At 72.1% G+C, this 15,021-nt stretch carries 12 protein-coding genes; 8 read left to right on the top strand and 4 right to left on the bottom strand.

Annotated features, from left to right (window positions below):
* The first annotated feature begins 28 nt into the window (after positions 1-28).
* Entirely contained in the window at positions 29-910 is an 882-nt protein-coding gene (locus ACFYM6_RS31155) for a phosphatase PAP2 family protein (protein ID WP_387281050.1), read from the top strand.
* 93 nt (positions 911-1,003) lie between these two features.
* Here the strand turns inward: ACFYM6_RS31155 and ACFYM6_RS31150 are convergent, their stop codons facing one another.
* Complete coding sequence (locus tag ACFYM6_RS31150; protein ID WP_387281049.1) at positions 1,004-2,179, bottom strand: zinc-dependent alcohol dehydrogenase; 1,176 nt, start codon at positions 2,177-2,179, stop codon at positions 1,004-1,006.
* A gap of 10 nt (positions 2,180-2,189) precedes the next feature.
* Positions 2,190-3,164, bottom strand: a complete 975-nt coding sequence (locus ACFYM6_RS31145; protein WP_387281048.1) for an SRPBCC family protein — start codon at positions 3,162-3,164, stop codon at positions 2,190-2,192.
* 294 nt (positions 3,165-3,458) lie between these two features.
* On the opposite strand from ACFYM6_RS31145, the gene ACFYM6_RS31140 reads away from it, so the two are divergent.
* The 3 genes from ACFYM6_RS31140 (at position 3,459) to ACFYM6_RS31130 (ending at position 6,509) form a co-directional block, all read left to right on the top strand.
* Complete coding sequence (locus ACFYM6_RS31140) at positions 3,459-4,037, top strand: type 1 glutamine amidotransferase domain-containing protein (protein WP_387281047.1); 579 nt, start codon at positions 3,459-3,461, stop codon at positions 4,035-4,037.
* Between the two features lie 145 nt (positions 4,038-4,182).
* Positions 4,183-4,878, top strand: a complete 696-nt coding sequence (locus ACFYM6_RS31135) for an SDR family NAD(P)-dependent oxidoreductase (RefSeq protein WP_387281046.1) — start codon at positions 4,183-4,185, stop codon at positions 4,876-4,878.
* Complete coding sequence (locus ACFYM6_RS31130; RefSeq protein ID WP_387281045.1) at positions 4,872-6,509, top strand: MFS transporter; 1,638 nt, start codon at positions 4,872-4,874, stop codon at positions 6,507-6,509. The genes ACFYM6_RS31135 and ACFYM6_RS31130 overlap by 7 nt, the downstream gene beginning before the upstream one ends.
* A gap of 58 nt (positions 6,510-6,567) precedes the next feature.
* Here the strand turns inward: ACFYM6_RS31130 and ACFYM6_RS31125 are convergent, their stop codons facing one another.
* A complete protein-coding gene (locus ACFYM6_RS31125; protein ID WP_387281044.1) occupies positions 6,568-6,957 on the bottom strand; it encodes a DUF2267 domain-containing protein in 390 nt (129 codons plus the stop codon).
* A gap of 187 nt (positions 6,958-7,144) precedes the next feature.
* Entirely contained in the window at positions 7,145-8,464 is a 1,320-nt protein-coding gene (locus ACFYM6_RS31120) for a hypothetical protein (RefSeq protein WP_387281043.1), read from the bottom strand.
* 161 nt (positions 8,465-8,625) lie between these two features.
* On the opposite strand from ACFYM6_RS31120, the gene ACFYM6_RS31115 reads away from it, so the two are divergent.
* The 4 genes from ACFYM6_RS31115 (at position 8,626) to ACFYM6_RS31100 (ending at position 15,016) form a co-directional block, all read left to right on the top strand.
* Positions 8,626-9,366 carry a lytic polysaccharide monooxygenase gene (locus tag ACFYM6_RS31115; protein ID WP_387281042.1) on the top strand — a complete coding sequence of 247 codons (741 nt, stop codon included), beginning with the start codon at positions 8,626-8,628 and terminating at the stop codon, positions 9,364-9,366.
* Positions 9,367-9,434: 68 nt separating this feature from the next.
* Positions 9,435-10,004 carry a DUF305 domain-containing protein gene (locus ACFYM6_RS31110; RefSeq protein WP_387281041.1) on the top strand — a complete coding sequence of 190 codons (570 nt, stop codon included), beginning with the start codon at positions 9,435-9,437 and terminating at the stop codon, positions 10,002-10,004.
* Positions 10,005-10,184: 180 nt separating this feature from the next.
* Entirely contained in the window at positions 10,185-13,892 is a 3,708-nt protein-coding gene (locus ACFYM6_RS31105) for a S8 family serine peptidase (RefSeq protein WP_387281040.1), read from the top strand.
* Between the two features lie 137 nt (positions 13,893-14,029).
* The gene (locus ACFYM6_RS31100) at positions 14,030-15,016 is read left to right on the top strand and encodes a TrmB family transcriptional regulator (RefSeq protein ID WP_387281039.1); all 987 of its coding nucleotides are present in this window, start codon (positions 14,030-14,032) and stop codon (positions 15,014-15,016) included.
* The last annotated feature ends 5 nt before the right edge of the window (positions 15,017-15,021 follow it).

Below are 15,021 nucleotides of genomic sequence, written 5' to 3'. Positions count from 1 at the left end.
CTGCCGGCCGTGACCGAATCGAGAACGTGTGGACACCACGGAGGCGGCCCCGACGGCAGGACCCGACGGGCGGCGCAACGACGCCCTGCGCCGCGCGGCGCGCGAACTGGCGCTCGTCGCCGCGCTGTTCCTCGCGTACAAGATCGGTCGGGTCGCCGCCGCGGGCCGGGCGCCGACCGCGGTGCTCAACGGGGAACGGGTCTGGCGGTGGGAACGGCTGCTCCACCTGCCCGGCGAGACCACCCTCCAGCAGCCGCTGCTCGCCCACGAGCTCCTGGTGCGGCTGGCCAACGAGTACTACGCCTACGTGCACTTCCCAGCCACAATCCTCTGCCTGGTGTGGTTGTACGTGCGCCACCCCGCGCACTACCGGTGGGCCCGTCGGCTGCTCGCCACGCTCACCGCGGCCGCGCTGGTGCTGCACTTCCTCGTCCCGCTGGCTCCGCCGCGGCTGACCGGCGGGACCGGCGTGGTCGACACCGCGAGCCGGTTCGGGCCCACGGTCTACGGCGCGCCCGAGGCCGACACGGTGAGCAACCAGTACGCCGCCATGCCGTCCCTGCACGTCGGCTGGGCGCTGGTCGTCGCCCTCGTGCTGGTCAGGGTCACGGCCGGCCGGCTGCGCTGGCTCTGGCTGGCGCACCCGCTCGCCACGCTGCCGGTGGTCGTCGCCACCGGCAACCACTACTGGCTGGACTGCCTGGTCGCCGCGGCACTGCTCGGCGTCCTCCTGGCGGCGCTGCCGGGGCCGGGCAGCGGCCGCCGACCGGTCGCCGCGGCGGTGCCGGACGGCATGGCGCGGACCGGTCGGCACGTGCCGCCGCTGCGGGGACGCCGCGGCCGTCCCGGCGCGTCCCTCCCAGACCGGACCCGGCCCGCCGGCCGGTGGCAGCGTGCGGCCCCCAGATAGCCACCGCCCGCCCGGGGTTCCCCCGGCCTCGGCGTCGCGGTGCGAGGTCGATCTGCTCGCCCGCGTCCGGTGGCCGCGGCCCGGGCCGGTCGGCTAGGGCTTCAGGATCACCTTGACGCAGTCCTCCTGCTTGTTCTTGAAGATGTCGTAACCCTGGGGCGTGTCCTGCAGCCGCAGGGTGTGGGTGATGATGAAGCTGGGGTCGATCTCGCCCCGGCGGATCCGCTCCAGCAGCGGCCGCATGTAGCGCTGCACGTGGGCCTGACCGGAGCGCATGGTCAGCGAGCGGTTCATGAACGAGCCCATCGGGAACTTGTCGATGAACCCGCCGTACGCGCCGACGGCCATGATCGTGCCGCCGTTGCGGCAGCTCAGGATCGCCTCGCGCAGCGCGTGTGGCCGGTCCGTCTCCACCTTGGCCGCCTGCTTCGCCCGGTCGTACGCGTGCAGCGCCGCCGACGCGTGGTGCCCCTCCATCCCGACCGCGTCGATGCACGCGTCCGGGCCCCGGCCGGCGGTCATCTCCCGCAGCGTGTCCAGGACGTCGGTCTCCTCGTAGTTGATCGTCTCCGCGCCGGCCTTGTCGCGGGCCATCCGCAGCCGGTACGGGTACCGGTCGATGACGATCACGCGGCCGGCGCCCAGCAGGTAGGCGCTGACGGTGGCCAACTGGCCGATCGGACCCGCACCCCAGATGGCGACGGTGTCGCCGGGCTTGATGTCGCACTGCTCGGCGGCCATGTAACCGCTGGGCAGCACGTCGGACAGGAACAGCACCTTCTCGTCCGGCAGGTCATCCTCGATCTTGAGGGCGCCGACGTCGGCGTAGGGCACCCGCACGTACTGCGCCTGGCCGCCCGCGTACCCGCCCATCAGGTGGGAGTAGCCGAAGATGCCGGCGGGGGAGTGGCCCATCGCCAGCTCCGCGATCGCGGCGTTCGGGTTGGAGTTCTCGCAGACCGAGTAGAGCCCGTTCTGGCAGGAGATGCAGTCACCGCAGGCGATGGGGAAGCCGACGACCACCCGGTCACCGACGCGCAGCCCGTCCCGCGCGCTCTGGCCGAGCTCCACGATCTCGCCCATGAACTCGTGCCCGAGGATGTCACCGCGCTTCATGGCGGGGATGAACCCGTCGAGCAGGTGCAGGTCGGAGCCGCAGATGGCGGACGAGGTCACCCGGACCACGGCGTCGCGCGGGTTGAGGATCTGCGGGTCGGGTACGTCTTCGACCGCCACCCGGTTCGGAGCGATCCAGCAGTTGGCCTTCATCGTGCCCCCCTCACGCGATCCGGGCCAGCGGCCGGGCCGGGCGCTGCCGGGCCTGCGCCTTGACGCTCGTCCCGTCCGGCATGCCGTCGGACCGGGCGATCTCACCGGTCTCGATGACCTGCTTGAACCGCCGTAGGTCGTCGCAGATCTGTTGTTGCGGGTTCTCGCCGAACGCGCGCGCCGCCAGCCGGCCCATGGCGCGGCCGGGCACCGAGTACTCCAGCTCGACCCGCACCTCGGTGCCCCGGTTGCCCGCGGCCGGCATGAACCGCACGCTGCCGCCGTTCGGCACCCGCGCGCCGTCGAGGGAACGCCACCGGATCAGCTGGTTGGGCCGGTCCTCGATGATCTCGGCCTCCCACTGCACACTCCGGCCGGCGGGGGCCTTCGCGGTCCACCGGGACCGGCGCGGGTCCGTCCGGCGTACCGACTCGAGGTGGTACATGAAGCGGGGCAGGTTCTCGAAGTCGTGCCAGAAGTTGTAGGTCTCCTCGGGGGTGCGGTTGACCGTCACCGAGCCGTACGCCCGGCCGCCGTCGTAGACCCGGCGGCGCTGGGTCGCTCGGATCGAGGCGTACAGGTCGACCGCGGTGATCCCGGCGAGGGCGGCCATGGTGTACGTCAGCCGGCGCCGCCGCTCGCCGCGGCGGTGACGCATCGCCTGGCCGGTCGCGGCCAGGTCCAGCACGTCACCGGCGACCCGGGTCCACCCGGCCAGGCCGGCCCGGCGCGGAATCAGCAGCGCGGCGGCGTGGCCCAGCTCCCGGGCGCCGGCGGCACGCAGGACCATCCGGGCGGTGGGTGAATCGTCGACGCCGCATGCCTGGGCGACCCTGGACCCGCCGGCGAGGGCGGTCACGCCGAGACCGAGGCTGAACCAGCCGAGCAGACGCGCCAGCCCTTCCGATCCGCGGTCCTGCGCCGCTCGCTCGATCCCGAGGGTGTCCGTCACCGAGCGGACCCCCATGGTCGTTTTTCCTGTCATGCCTGCTCACCCGTCTTCGAGTAGTTGGTGCCGGCGAACGGCGTGGCGTCCGGTACTGGCCGGCGTGCCTTTCCCGCAAAATCCGTTCCCACACCCGCGAACCGGGTCGAATCCACCGGCCGGCCCGTGCCCGTGGGGGACCGCCGCTCGCCACGACGCACGACCGGCAGTCGCGGGGCCGGATTGTCCCGCGCGCCGCGCCGCTGCGGGTCCGTTTGCCCAGGCCGGCCTCGGGAACGCGGCTGGGCACGAGCGCGCCGCCGCAGGGGCGGCGCCGCGAAGGGAGTCTGCATCATGGCCAACGCCCAGCAGCCGCTGCGCGGTAAGCGAGTCGCCTTCCTCGCCGCCGACGGGGTTGAGGAGATCGAGTACACGCAGTCCCGGGCCGCCGCGGAGCAGGCGGGTGCCGAGGCACAGCTCATTTCCATCAAGTCCGGCGAGATCCAGTCCATGAACCGGGACATCAACCCGGCCAACCGCTACCGGGTGGACCGTACGGTGGGCCAGGCGGATCCCGCCGACTACGACGCCCTGGTGCTGCCCGGCGGGGCGGTCAACCCGGACCGGCTCCGGATGAACCAGGCGGCGATGAACTTCGTCAAGGCGTTCTTCCAGCAGAACAAGCCGGTGGCGGCAATCTGCCACGGCCCGTGGTCGCTGGTCGAGACCGGGATGGTCAAGGGACGGACGGTCACCTCGTTCCCCAGCCTGCACACCGACATCGTCAACGCGGGCGGGAACTGGGTCGACCAGCAGGTCCAGGTGGACAACGGCCTGGTCACCAGCCGTGCCCCGGGCGACCTGCCGGCGTTCTGCGACAAGATGGTCGAGGAGTTCGCCGAGGGTACGCACCGCCAGACGGCAGCGGCCTGAGGCCTGCCGCGGTGCTGGTCCGGGGTCCGCGCCCGGTCCAGCGCCCGCCTCTGCGCCCGCGCGTGGTGTGGAACCGGCCCGAGCGGGAAGGCACTCCGGGTCACCCACCGCGCACCGCTCGCGCGTCGCGACGGACTGGAGAGGCATGGGCGCCAGAACCTTCATCGTGGCCGGAGGGACCAGTGGACTCGGTCTGGCCGTCGCCCGCCTGCTCGTCGAGGAGCATCAGGTGATCGTTCTGGGTGACGTGCCCGACGAGGTCGCCGCGGTGGCCGACGACCTGAAGTGCGCCGGGATCGTCTGCGACATCTCCTCCTACGAGCAGGTCCGGGACGCGTTCGCCGCTGCGGTCGACCGGTACGAGGTGATCGACGGCGTCGCGGCGTGCGCGTCGGTGTGGGCGGGCGGTGACCTGGAGGAACTGTCCCCGCAGCGGATCCGCCGCGCGGTCGAGGTCAACGTGCTCGGCACCACGTTCCTGTGCCGGGAGGCCCTGCACCACCTGCACCGGCAGGACTTCGGCAACCTGGTGTACGTCGGCGCGATGGCGGTGACCCGGGCCCGTCCCGGCATTCCCGTCTATCGGGCGACCAAGAGTTACGGCACCAGCCTGATCGAGTCGCTGGCCGAGGCGCAGCACAGCAACCGGATCAAGGTCATGCAGTTGCACCCGGGGCCGATGCCCACCCGGCTGCAGGAGCGGGTCGGCGACGAGTTCCTCGACCAGGTCTACGCCATGCCCGAGCAGGTCGCGCCCGAGGTGGTCCGGCTGCTCCAGTTCACCCCCGACGACCTGTACGTCTCCGGGGAGCGGGTACTCCGGGCGGACGGCCGGTGGTAGCCGCCAACGACGCCACCGCGGCCGAGCCGCAGATCTCGGCGTGGGCGCCGTTGCGGACGGCGGTCTACCGCAGCCTGTGGCTGGCGCTGCTCGCAGCGAACATCGGCACCTGGATGCAGACGGTCGGCGCCCAGTGGCTGCTGGTCCACACGTCCGACGCCTCCACCCTGGTGGCCCTGGTGCAGACCGCCAGCCTGCTGCCGATGCTGTTGCTGGCGCTGCCCGCGGGCGCCCTCGCGGACACCTTCGACCGGCGGCACCTGCTGATCGCCGTGCAACTCTTCATGGTCGCGGTGGCGCTGGGGTTGACGCTGCTCACGGCGGCCGGGCGGATGCCGCCGGCGCTGCTGCTCACGCTCACGTTCGCCTTCGGCGTGGGGCAGGCGCTGACCCTGCCGGCCTGGGCGGCGGTGATCCCGGAACTGGTCTCCCGCGAGCAGTTGCGGTCGGCCTCCGCGCTCGGCTCGATCAGCGTCAACGTGGCCCGGGCCGTGGGGCCGGCGGTGGCCGGTGTGCTGATCGCCCGGGCGGGCGTGGCCCCGGTCTTCGGCTTCAACGCCGTGGCGTTCCTGGTGTTCGCGCTGGCGCTGGCCCGGTGGCGGCCGGGCGACGCCCGCGCCGTGGAGGTGCCCGAGCGGTTCACCGCCGCGCTTCGGGCCGGCGGTCGGTACGTGCGCCACTCGCCGACCGTGCGCCGGCTGCTGCGCCGTGCGCTGGTGTTCGTGATCCCGGCGAGCGCGCTGTGGGCGTTGCTGCCGCTGGTGGCCAGCCGGCGGCTCGGCCTGGGCTCCAGCGGATACGGGCTGTTGCTGGCCGCGCTCGGGGTGGGCGCGATCGTGGGCGCCCTGCTGCTGCCGTGGATCCGCACCCGGATGACCGCCAACCAGTTCCTGCTGGTCGCCGGGGTCTTGTACGGGGCGACGCTGGCCGTGGTGGCGTCGGTGCGGATCATCCCGGTGGTGCTGGTCGCGCTGCTGCCCGCCGGGGTGGCCTGGGTGGCCGTCCTGGCCAACGTCAACGCCGAGATCCAGCTGTTCCTGCCGGCCTGGGTACGCGCCCGCGGCCTGGCCGTCTACCAGGTGGTCCAGGGCGGCGGGCAGGCAGTCGGCGCGTTCGTGTGGGGCGTGGTGGCCGACTTCGGTGGGCTGGTCACCGCGTTCTACGTCGCCGCCGTGCTGATGCTGATCGGCGCGTTGACCTCCCAGATCTGGCCGCTGCCGGACCTGCGCGGGGTGATCAAGGATCCGGCCGTCTACCGGCCGCCGCTGTCGCTGGTGCTGGAACCGGACCCCCGGATCGGTCCGGTGCTGGTGCTGGTCACGTACACCGTCCGGCCGGAGCGGGAGGCTGAGTTCCTGGCGGCGATGGAGCACATCCGCGGCTTCCGGCAGCGCACCGGGGCGATGCGGTGGGGCCTGTTTCGCGCCGGGGAAACCCCGGATCAGCTCACCGAGGTCTATCTGGTGCCGTCCTGGGACGAGCACCTGCGCCAGCACGGTGGCCGGTTGACGGAGGCCGACCAGCAGGCCGAGGACCGGGCCCGGGAACTCGCCGAGGGCGCGCCGGAGGTGCGCCACCTGTTGCCGGCCGCGGCCGACCTGGCGATGACCGACCATCAGGCGGCGGCGTGACCGGCACCCCGGCAGCACCGCCGGCACGTCGGGTGGACAATGTTCCTGCTCGACAGTACTAGCCGGACACGCTGGGCCGGCCGAACAGTGTGGCGTAACCGGACGGCAGCTGGGTCAACACGTCGTTGAGCTCCCCGCCGGACACCGCGTCGGCGATGGTCGTCAGGACCGCGCTGGCGTCCCACTCGGCGGTCCGCTCGGTCGCGCCGGTCCCGTCGCTGATCCGCTGGAGGAATTCGGCCACCCCGACGCGCTGACCGCCGCCGGTCGTGGTCTCCAGGAAGTCGCCCAGCTGGTCCGGCAGTTGCGAGCCGAGCTGTCTCGCCTCGTCCGCGGTCAGCCGTTCCGCGAGGGCGGTCACCACCACGCTGATCACCTGCTGCGTCTCCGCGGCGTCGTCGTACTCGCCCCGTTCCCGCACTCGCGCCACGAATTCCTGATACTTCATCCCGCCCCCACCACAGCCGCAGCTCACCCAGGCCCCGGCGCCGGATGGGCCGCGACCGCCTGCCGGCAGACGGCGGCCTCAGACAAATGCCGTCCGCGAGGATGATCCTGACACGTGTCGTTGGCCGTTGCGCCTGCTTCGGCGGCATCTGCTGAGACCAGACGTGCGGGCAGGGCGGCGCGGAAGCCTAGGTGTGCTGTCGGAGCCAGGTGCGTAGCCGGTCGAGGGGACCGTTGGCGGGTGCTGGCGGGAGGGCGCGGAGCAGCTCCGCGTCGGTGGCGGGACGGGCGGCCAGCGCGACCTGGCGCAGCAGCGCGCGGTCCACGGAGACGCCGCCGGTGACCCGGACGTCGACCTCTCCGCGCCGCAGCACGTAGCCCTGCGTCCCGTCACCCCGGACGTAGGTCAGTCCGTCGCCTTCCGGTTGGCAGATGACCTGGAAGCAGATCTCGTCACTGGCCGCCCGGACGGCGTGGAGCGAGATGAGCACGCTCTGCGGCCCGCTGGCATGGTCGGCCGGCTCATAGATCGTGCCGGGAGGAATGCCCATGGGCTGCCCGCGATAGCCCGGTACGTCCGCCACGAACATCCTCTCGGGCGCAGCTGCCGTCGCCCGCTCGGCTGCTGTAGCCGGACGGACCGTCAGGGCGGCCTGGCGCAGGAGTTGCCGGTCGACGGCCAGCGACCCGGCCACCATGACGCTCGCCGCACCGCGGCGGACCCGGTATCCGTGCTCCACCACCCCGTGGAGGTAGGCCAGGCCGCCGGACTCCAGAGTGCAGTCGGCGGTGGACAGGTGCGAATCCACGGGGACCTGGCACTCGCCGTCGCGCCACGCCGACGGTCCATAGGCGACGATGGTGACGTATCGCGGCGGCGGGACGGCGTTCGGGTCGGCGGGCAGGAAATCCCCGGTGCCGAGCCGACCGCCGTAGGCGTCGTCGACCGGGCGGTAGCCGGGGATCTCCACCGCATAGGCCGTGCTGCGGTCGAGGCCGGCGGATTGCAGGCGCATCGGCAGCTCGTCCGGGCCGAGATGTTTCAACGCGAGCAGTCCCAGCGCGGCGACCCCGACGAGCGCCGCCGCCGCGCCGAGCCGGAGCGGCCGTGGGCGCAGCAGCATCCCCGCCATCAGGACGAACGGCACACCCCCGAGGACGACCGTCAAGACCTGACGGTTGCTGACCCCAAGTTGCGCCTCGTCGGTCACGGCCCAGCCCAACCGCCACAGTGCGGCACCGCCCCCGAAGACCAGCAGCGCCCAGCACGCCCGGCGTGGCCCGGTCCCGCCGAGGACCGAGACCGCGCCGGTGAGGCTGATGACCAGCCACAGACACGCGACGACGGCGGCCACGCCGCCCAGCGCGCCGGCCAGCACCGCGCCCCAACCGATGAAGAGCAGCGGTGCCAACCCCTGCACCACAGCCGGCAGCAGCAGGCCGCCCAGCGCCCACACCGCCCCGAGCTGCAGCGCGACAAGTCCTCGGGCGCCGTCGGCATTCGTCATGTCCGTGATCGTGGTACGCCGCCGGCCCGGGCACCTGAGCCCACGTACTCACGCGGGGCGACCTGCGGCTGGCAAATATATAGACAAGCGCCTTTACTGTTAACAAGGTTTAATTTATGTTCATCACATCTCCCACATGTCCCCCGGAAGGAGAAGCCGCCATGCGTCGAGGAATCAGACTCCCGCTCCTCACGACGGGCGTCGTCGCGTCCACCCTGGCCGTCGCCGCGCCCGCCCAGGCCCACGGGTACGTCTCCTCGCCCCCCAGCCGCCAGGCGCTGTGCGCTCAGAACCGGGTCCCGGACTGCGGTCAGATCAAGTACGAGCCGCAGAGCGTCGAAGGCCCGAAGGGGCTGCGGAGCTGCCACGCCGGGATCGCCCAGTTCGCCGTACTGAACGACGACAGCCGCAACTGGCCGGCCACCTCGGTCGGCAGCACGGTCACGTTCACCTGGGTCAACACCGCCCGCCACGCCACCAGCAACTGGGAGTACTGGATCGGCAACACCCGGGTCGGCGTCTTCGACGGCGGTGGCCGCCAGCCCGACGCCACCGTGTCGCACACCGTCAACCTCGGCGGGTTCTCCGGCCGCCAGAAGCTCCTCGCGATCTGGAACATCGCCGACACCGCCAACGCCTTCTACTCCTGCGTTGACCTGCAGATCGGCGGCGGTGGTGGCCCGACGCCCAGCCCGACGCCGACCACGCCGTCGCCCACGCCCAGTCCGACGGTGAGCCCGACCAGCTCGCCCGCCCCGGGCGGCACGTGGACCGCCGGCCGGGCCTACCAGGTCGGTGACCAGGTCACCTACAACGGCCTGACGTACCGCTGCCGCCAGGCGCACACGGCGCTCCCGGGATGGGAGCCGCCGAACACCCCGGCGCTGTGGCTCCAGATCTGACCGCCCGGGTGCGGCCACGCCGGGCGTGTGCCGCACCCGGCCCCCGGCCGACGGAACGGAGGAACGGCATGCGTCGCCTGCTGCCCGCCGCCATGCTGGTGATCCTGCTGCCCGCCGGGTGCGCAGCAGATCCGCCGCGGCCCGCCCCCGCGCCGAGCGTGGCCGCCGACACCACGACCAGCGGCATCGACGTGCTGTTCCTGACCATGATGGTGGCGCACACCGAGCAGACCCTGGAGATCGTCCGGCTCGGGCTCGACCGCGCGGCGGACACCCGGATCCGTACGCTCATCGCCGCCATCGACGTCACCGAGACCGACGAACTGGCCAGCATGCGCGGCTGGTTGCGCGACGCCGGCCCTTCGGCGATGGCCGTCGCCGCCCGGCACGACCACTCCGGACACAGCGACGCCGTCGCCGGCCTCGCCCGGCTGCGCGCCGCCGCGCCCGGCGACGTGGACCGGGTGCTCCTGGACGTGCTCAGCGCGCACCAGCGGACGGCGGCCGCCCTGGCCGGGGCGCAGGTGCGTGCCGGCAGCAGCGAGCGGGTCCGGGAGCTGGCCCGGCGCATCGAACGCTCGCGCACCGCCGAGGTCGAGCTGATGGCGAAGCTTCCGGCCGCGCCGCCCGGGCGATGACGGTACGGACCGGCGGACCGGCCCTCCGGAAGAGCTGGCGGCTGGCCGTCCCTACTCGCCTCCTCGCGTTCCCGCCGCTGTTCCGCGCCGACGTCTGCCGGTGGCGGGGTGATGCCTTGGCGCGACTCCGCCAGCGGCAGCTATTCACCCGGCTGCGACGCCGACGGTAGAACGTTTCGCATGTCATCACCATTACCGCCCTCTATGCCTGGCCGGGTCCGGCAGCGGCTGATCGCCGCCGTGACGGCGGCCGGCCTGATCACTGGCGGAATCGCCGCGGTCCAGGCGCCGGCGACCGCGGCGAACCCTGCCACCGCCCCCAAGGCCCCGATCAAGTCCACGCACATCGTTACCCTGGTCACCGGCGATGTGGTCACGGTGACCACCTCCGTCGGTGGCGCGGAGACGGTCGATGTCGACCGGCCCGACAACGCCACCGGCGGCGTCCACCTGCAGGAGAGCGGCGAAGACCTGTTCGTCCTGCCCGACGAGGTACTGCCCCTGCTGGCCGCCGACAAACTGGACCGGCGGCTGTTCAACGTCACCGATCTCATCGAGATGGGCTACGACGACGCGACGACCGCGAGCCTGCCACTGATCAGCACGTACGCGCCGGCAAGGGCGCGTGCGGCCAAGCCGGTCCCGCCGCAGGGCGCGAAGCTGGTCCGCGACCTGCGGCGGGTCGGTGCCGCCGCGTTGGCGGTGGACAAGCGGCACACCCGCTCCTTCTGGACCACCCTTGCCCCGGCCGCCCCCGGGTCCAGCCCGGCGCTGGGCAGTGGCATTGAGAAGCTCTGGTTGGACGGCCGGGTCACCGCCAGCCTCAAGGAGAGCGTGCCGCAGATCGGCGCTCCGCAGGCGTGGGCTGCCGGGTACGACGGCCGCGGGGTGAAGGTCGCCGTACTGGACACCGGGGTGGACGCCAGCCATCCCGACCTCGCCAACCAGATCGACGAGAAGGTCAGCTTCGTACCGGACGAGGACACGGCCGACGTCAACGGTCACGGCACCCATGTCGCCTCGACGATCGTGGGCACCGGTGCGGCGTCCGGCGGCTCGTACAAGGGTGTCGCGCCCGGCGCGGACCTCATCGTGGGCAAGGTGCTCAACAACGCCGGTTCCGGCCTGGACTCCTGGGTGCTCGCCGGCATGCAGTGGGCGGCCGAATCCGGGGCGGATGTGGTCAGCATGAGCCTGAGCGACCCGACGCTGTCCGACGGGACCGACCCGATGGCGGTGGCGGTCGACACGCTGTCCGCGCAGTACGGCACGCTGTTCGTCATCGCTTCCGGCAACGCCGGGCCGCAGAGCATCGGCACGCCCAGCTCGGCCGCCAGCGCCCTGACGGTCGGTGCCGTCGACAAGCAGGACCGGTTGGCGTACTTCTCCAGCACCGGTCCGCTGGTGCGCAGCGGTGCCCTCAAGCCGGACATCACCGCCCCCGGCGTCGACATCACCGCCGCCCGCTCGCAGCAGATGACCACGGGCTCCGGCCTGTACCGGAGCATCAGCGGCACGTCGATGGCCACCCCGCACGTCTCGGGCGCCGCGGCGATCCTGGCCCAGCGTCACCCGGACTGGTCCGGCGCGCAGCTCAAGGACGCGCTGATGAGCAGCGCGAAGGGGCTGGCCGCCGGGTACTCGGCGTACGAGGTGGGCACCGGCCGGCTCGACGTCGCCGCCGCCGTGCGGGCGACTGTCCGGGCCAGCGGCTCGGTCTTCTTCGGCAACTTCGACTGGCCGCACGAGCCCACCGACGCCCCGGTGACCAAGCAGGTGACGTTCACCAACTCGGGCAGCACCGCCGTGACGCTGAACCTGGCGATCGCCGGCTCGGGCCCGTTCGCACTGGGCGCCTCCTCGGTGACGGTGCCCGCGGGTGGGAGCGCGAGCGTGCCGGTCACCGGTGACCCGACCAAGCCCGGCACCGGCCAGTTCACCGGCTACCTCGTCGGCACCGACGCCGCCACGGGCACCGCGGTCACCCGTACCTCGCTCGGTCTGCTCAAGGAGGACGAGCGCTACGACCTGAAGGTCAAGCTGATCGGCCGGGACGGCAAGCCCGCCACCTCGAACGTCGTGATCAAGAAGGCCGGCGAGTTCTACCCGTGGGTGCTCACCGTCGACGGTGAGATGACGCTGCGGATGCCGCCGGGCACCTACACGGTCGAGTCGACGCTGGACGTTCCGGGTGAGCGAGCCGACTCGCTCGGCCTCGCCCTGCTGGTGGACCCGGAGACCGCGCTCGACGGCTCCGGAGCCGAGGTGGTGCTGGACGCGAGCAAGGCGCGTCTGCTGGACACCGTCGCGCCGCAGCGGAGCCAGGACCGGCAGCGCAAGCTCGACTACACCGTCACGTACGCCAACGGCGACAGCTTCCGTGACGGGTTCGTGGTGCCGATCAAGTACGACGATCTCTACGTCACGCCGACCGACAAGGTCAGCCAGGGGTCGTTCACGATGGCCACCCGGTGGCGCAAGGGCGAGCCGCAGCTCAGCGTGGATGTCCCCGGCCTGCCGGCCGTGGACGTGACGGTCCAGCCGGGCAGCACCCTCACCGCCGGCCGGGCGACCCTGCCCGCGGTCTACGCGGGCACCGGTGCGGCCGCCGACTACGCCACGCTCGACGCGAAGGGCAAGGCTGTGGTGGTGACCCGCAGCGACGCGGTCAGCGCCAGGGACCGTACCGCCGCCGCCGTGGCCGCCGGGGCGAAGGTGCTGCTGGTCGTCAACGACGGCGTCGGCGTGCTCAACGAGTCGGTCGGCACGTCGCCGATCCCGGTCGCCACCGTGCACCGCGACGCCGGAGCGCAACTGGTCAGTCTGGCCAAGGCCGGCACGTTGCCGCTGATCACCAACCAGGTGCCGAACGCGAGCTACGTCTACGACCTCACCCGCAACTACTCCGGGCAGGTGCCGGACCGGGCGCTCACCTACCACCCGAACAGGAATGACCTGGCCCGGATCGACGCGCGCTACTACAGCGTCACCGGGGGAATGGACGGCGGCGGCTACCGGTACGACATGACCTTCAAACCGTCCCTCGGCTTCCAGGAGCGGGAGTGGCACCCCGCCACCCGCACCGAGTGGGTCACCCCGAAACAGGCCTGGCACGAGTCGCACGTGCAGGGCAGCTGGACGGACACGGCCAACCGCAACACGTACGCCAAGGGCAGCACCACCCGCCACGACTGGTTCGCCCCGGCCATCCGGCCGGCGTTCAACCGGGCGTTCGCGGTCCAGAACAGCCGCTACCGCGACAACATGACCATCAACGTCCAGGCCTGGAGCCCGTCCGGGGAGGGGCTGGAGCACGGCGGCAACCTGGAGTGGGGCTCGGTGCCGACCAACCTGAAGCTCTACCAGGGCGACCGGATGCTGTACGAGAACAAGTTCTCGTCCGACCTGCAGTGGAAGTCGGTGCCGGCCGGCACGCTGCCCTACCGCCTCGTGCTGGACGCATCCCGCCCGGCCGAGCAGTGGCGGCTGTCGACCCGCACGCACACCGAGTGGGACTTCGTCTCCAGCTCCAACGAGGCGGACAACTTCGAACCGTTCGCGTTGCTGCAGATGGAGTACCGCCTCGACACCGACCTGCACGGCGACGTGAAGGCGGGCACCACCGAGGGGATCCGCCTCAAGCCGATCCCGCAGGCGGGCGGCGGGCCCAGCACCGGCAACGTCACCTCGGTGACCCTGGAGGTGTCCTACGACGACGGCGCCAATTGGCAGCAGGTGACCCTGAGCAAGGACACCGGCGACTGGTGGAACGGCGCGCTCAAGCTGGCGAATCAGCCGGGCGGCTTCGTGTCGGTGCGGGCCACCGCGACCACCGACGCCGGCTTCGGCATCAAGCAGGAGATCATCCGGGCGTACGGCCTCCGGTGAGACCGTTCGAGGGGCCCTGGGGCGGCGACGTCCCAGGGCCCGTCCCGTCTCTCCCATCCCCACCTGGGTCTGGGCAAGATCCAACACGGTGGCGCATACTCTCCCCGCAGCGACAGGTGGAGGGGAGGCGGCCGCCGATGCTGGGCGCGTTGGGTCTGAGCCCCGAACACGAAGCGGTGTACGGCGTGCTCGCCGGCCGTGCCCAGGCCAACTCGGCGGAGCTGAGCGAAGCCCTGCACCTGCCCGCGTCCGCGGTCGAGGCGGCGCTGGCGCAGCTGGCGGCGTGCGGTCTGGTGAGGTCCACGTCCGACGGCGAGTACGCCGCGGCGCCGCCCGCGCTCGCGCTCGGTGCGATGATCAGCGAACGGCGGGCGGCCCTGCGCATTGCCGAACTGGCGCTCGTCAACCTCGCCGAGGAGCACCGCAAGGCGATGGCGGGCCGCACCATCAGCGAGTTGATCGAGGTGGTCACGGGCGTCGAGGCGGTCCGGCATCGGTTCGCGCAGGTGCAGCATGCCGCCCGTACTCAGGTTCGCAGCTTCGTCACCACACCGTTCGTCGCTGTGCCGCCGGGTGAGAATTCGGCCGAGTCGCAGGTGGTGGCTCAGGGTGTGCGTTACCGGGTCGTGGTTGACCGGGCGGTGCTCGCCGAGCCGGGCGTCGTCGCCGAGACCATCGACTCGCTGCGCAGGGGCGTCGAGGTGAGAGTGGCCGAGTCGCTACCGATCAAGCTCATGCTGGCCGACGCCGAACTGGGCCTGGTGCCCTTGACCATCACGCCGGGCGACGAGCCCGGGGCGGTGCTGCTGCACCGTGCCGGCCTGCTCACGGCGATGGATGCGCTGTTCGAGATCGTGTGGCGCGGCGCCCATCCGCTCGACGTTTCCGCATTCGGCGAGCTCACCACCGAGGACGCCCAGGGCGCGGACTCAGCGGCGCCAACCGGGTTGGACCGCAGGATCCTGGCTCTGCTGCTGGCCGGACTCACGGATCAGGCGGTCGCCAGCCAGCTCGACCTGTCCCTGCGAACCCTGCAACGCCGCCTCCGTTACCTGATGGATCTCGCCGGCGTCCAGAGCCGGATGCAACTCGGCTGGTACGCCGCCCGCCACAACTGGGCGTGACCGGT

The sequence above is a fragment of the Micromonospora sp. NPDC006431 genome, assembly GCF_042870725.1.
In the GTDB taxonomy this organism is placed as follows: Bacteria; Actinomycetota; Actinomycetes; order Mycobacteriales; family Micromonosporaceae; genus Micromonospora.
Note: the sequence above shows the minus strand (reverse complement) of the source record. Positions and strands in the feature narration are given on the sequence as shown.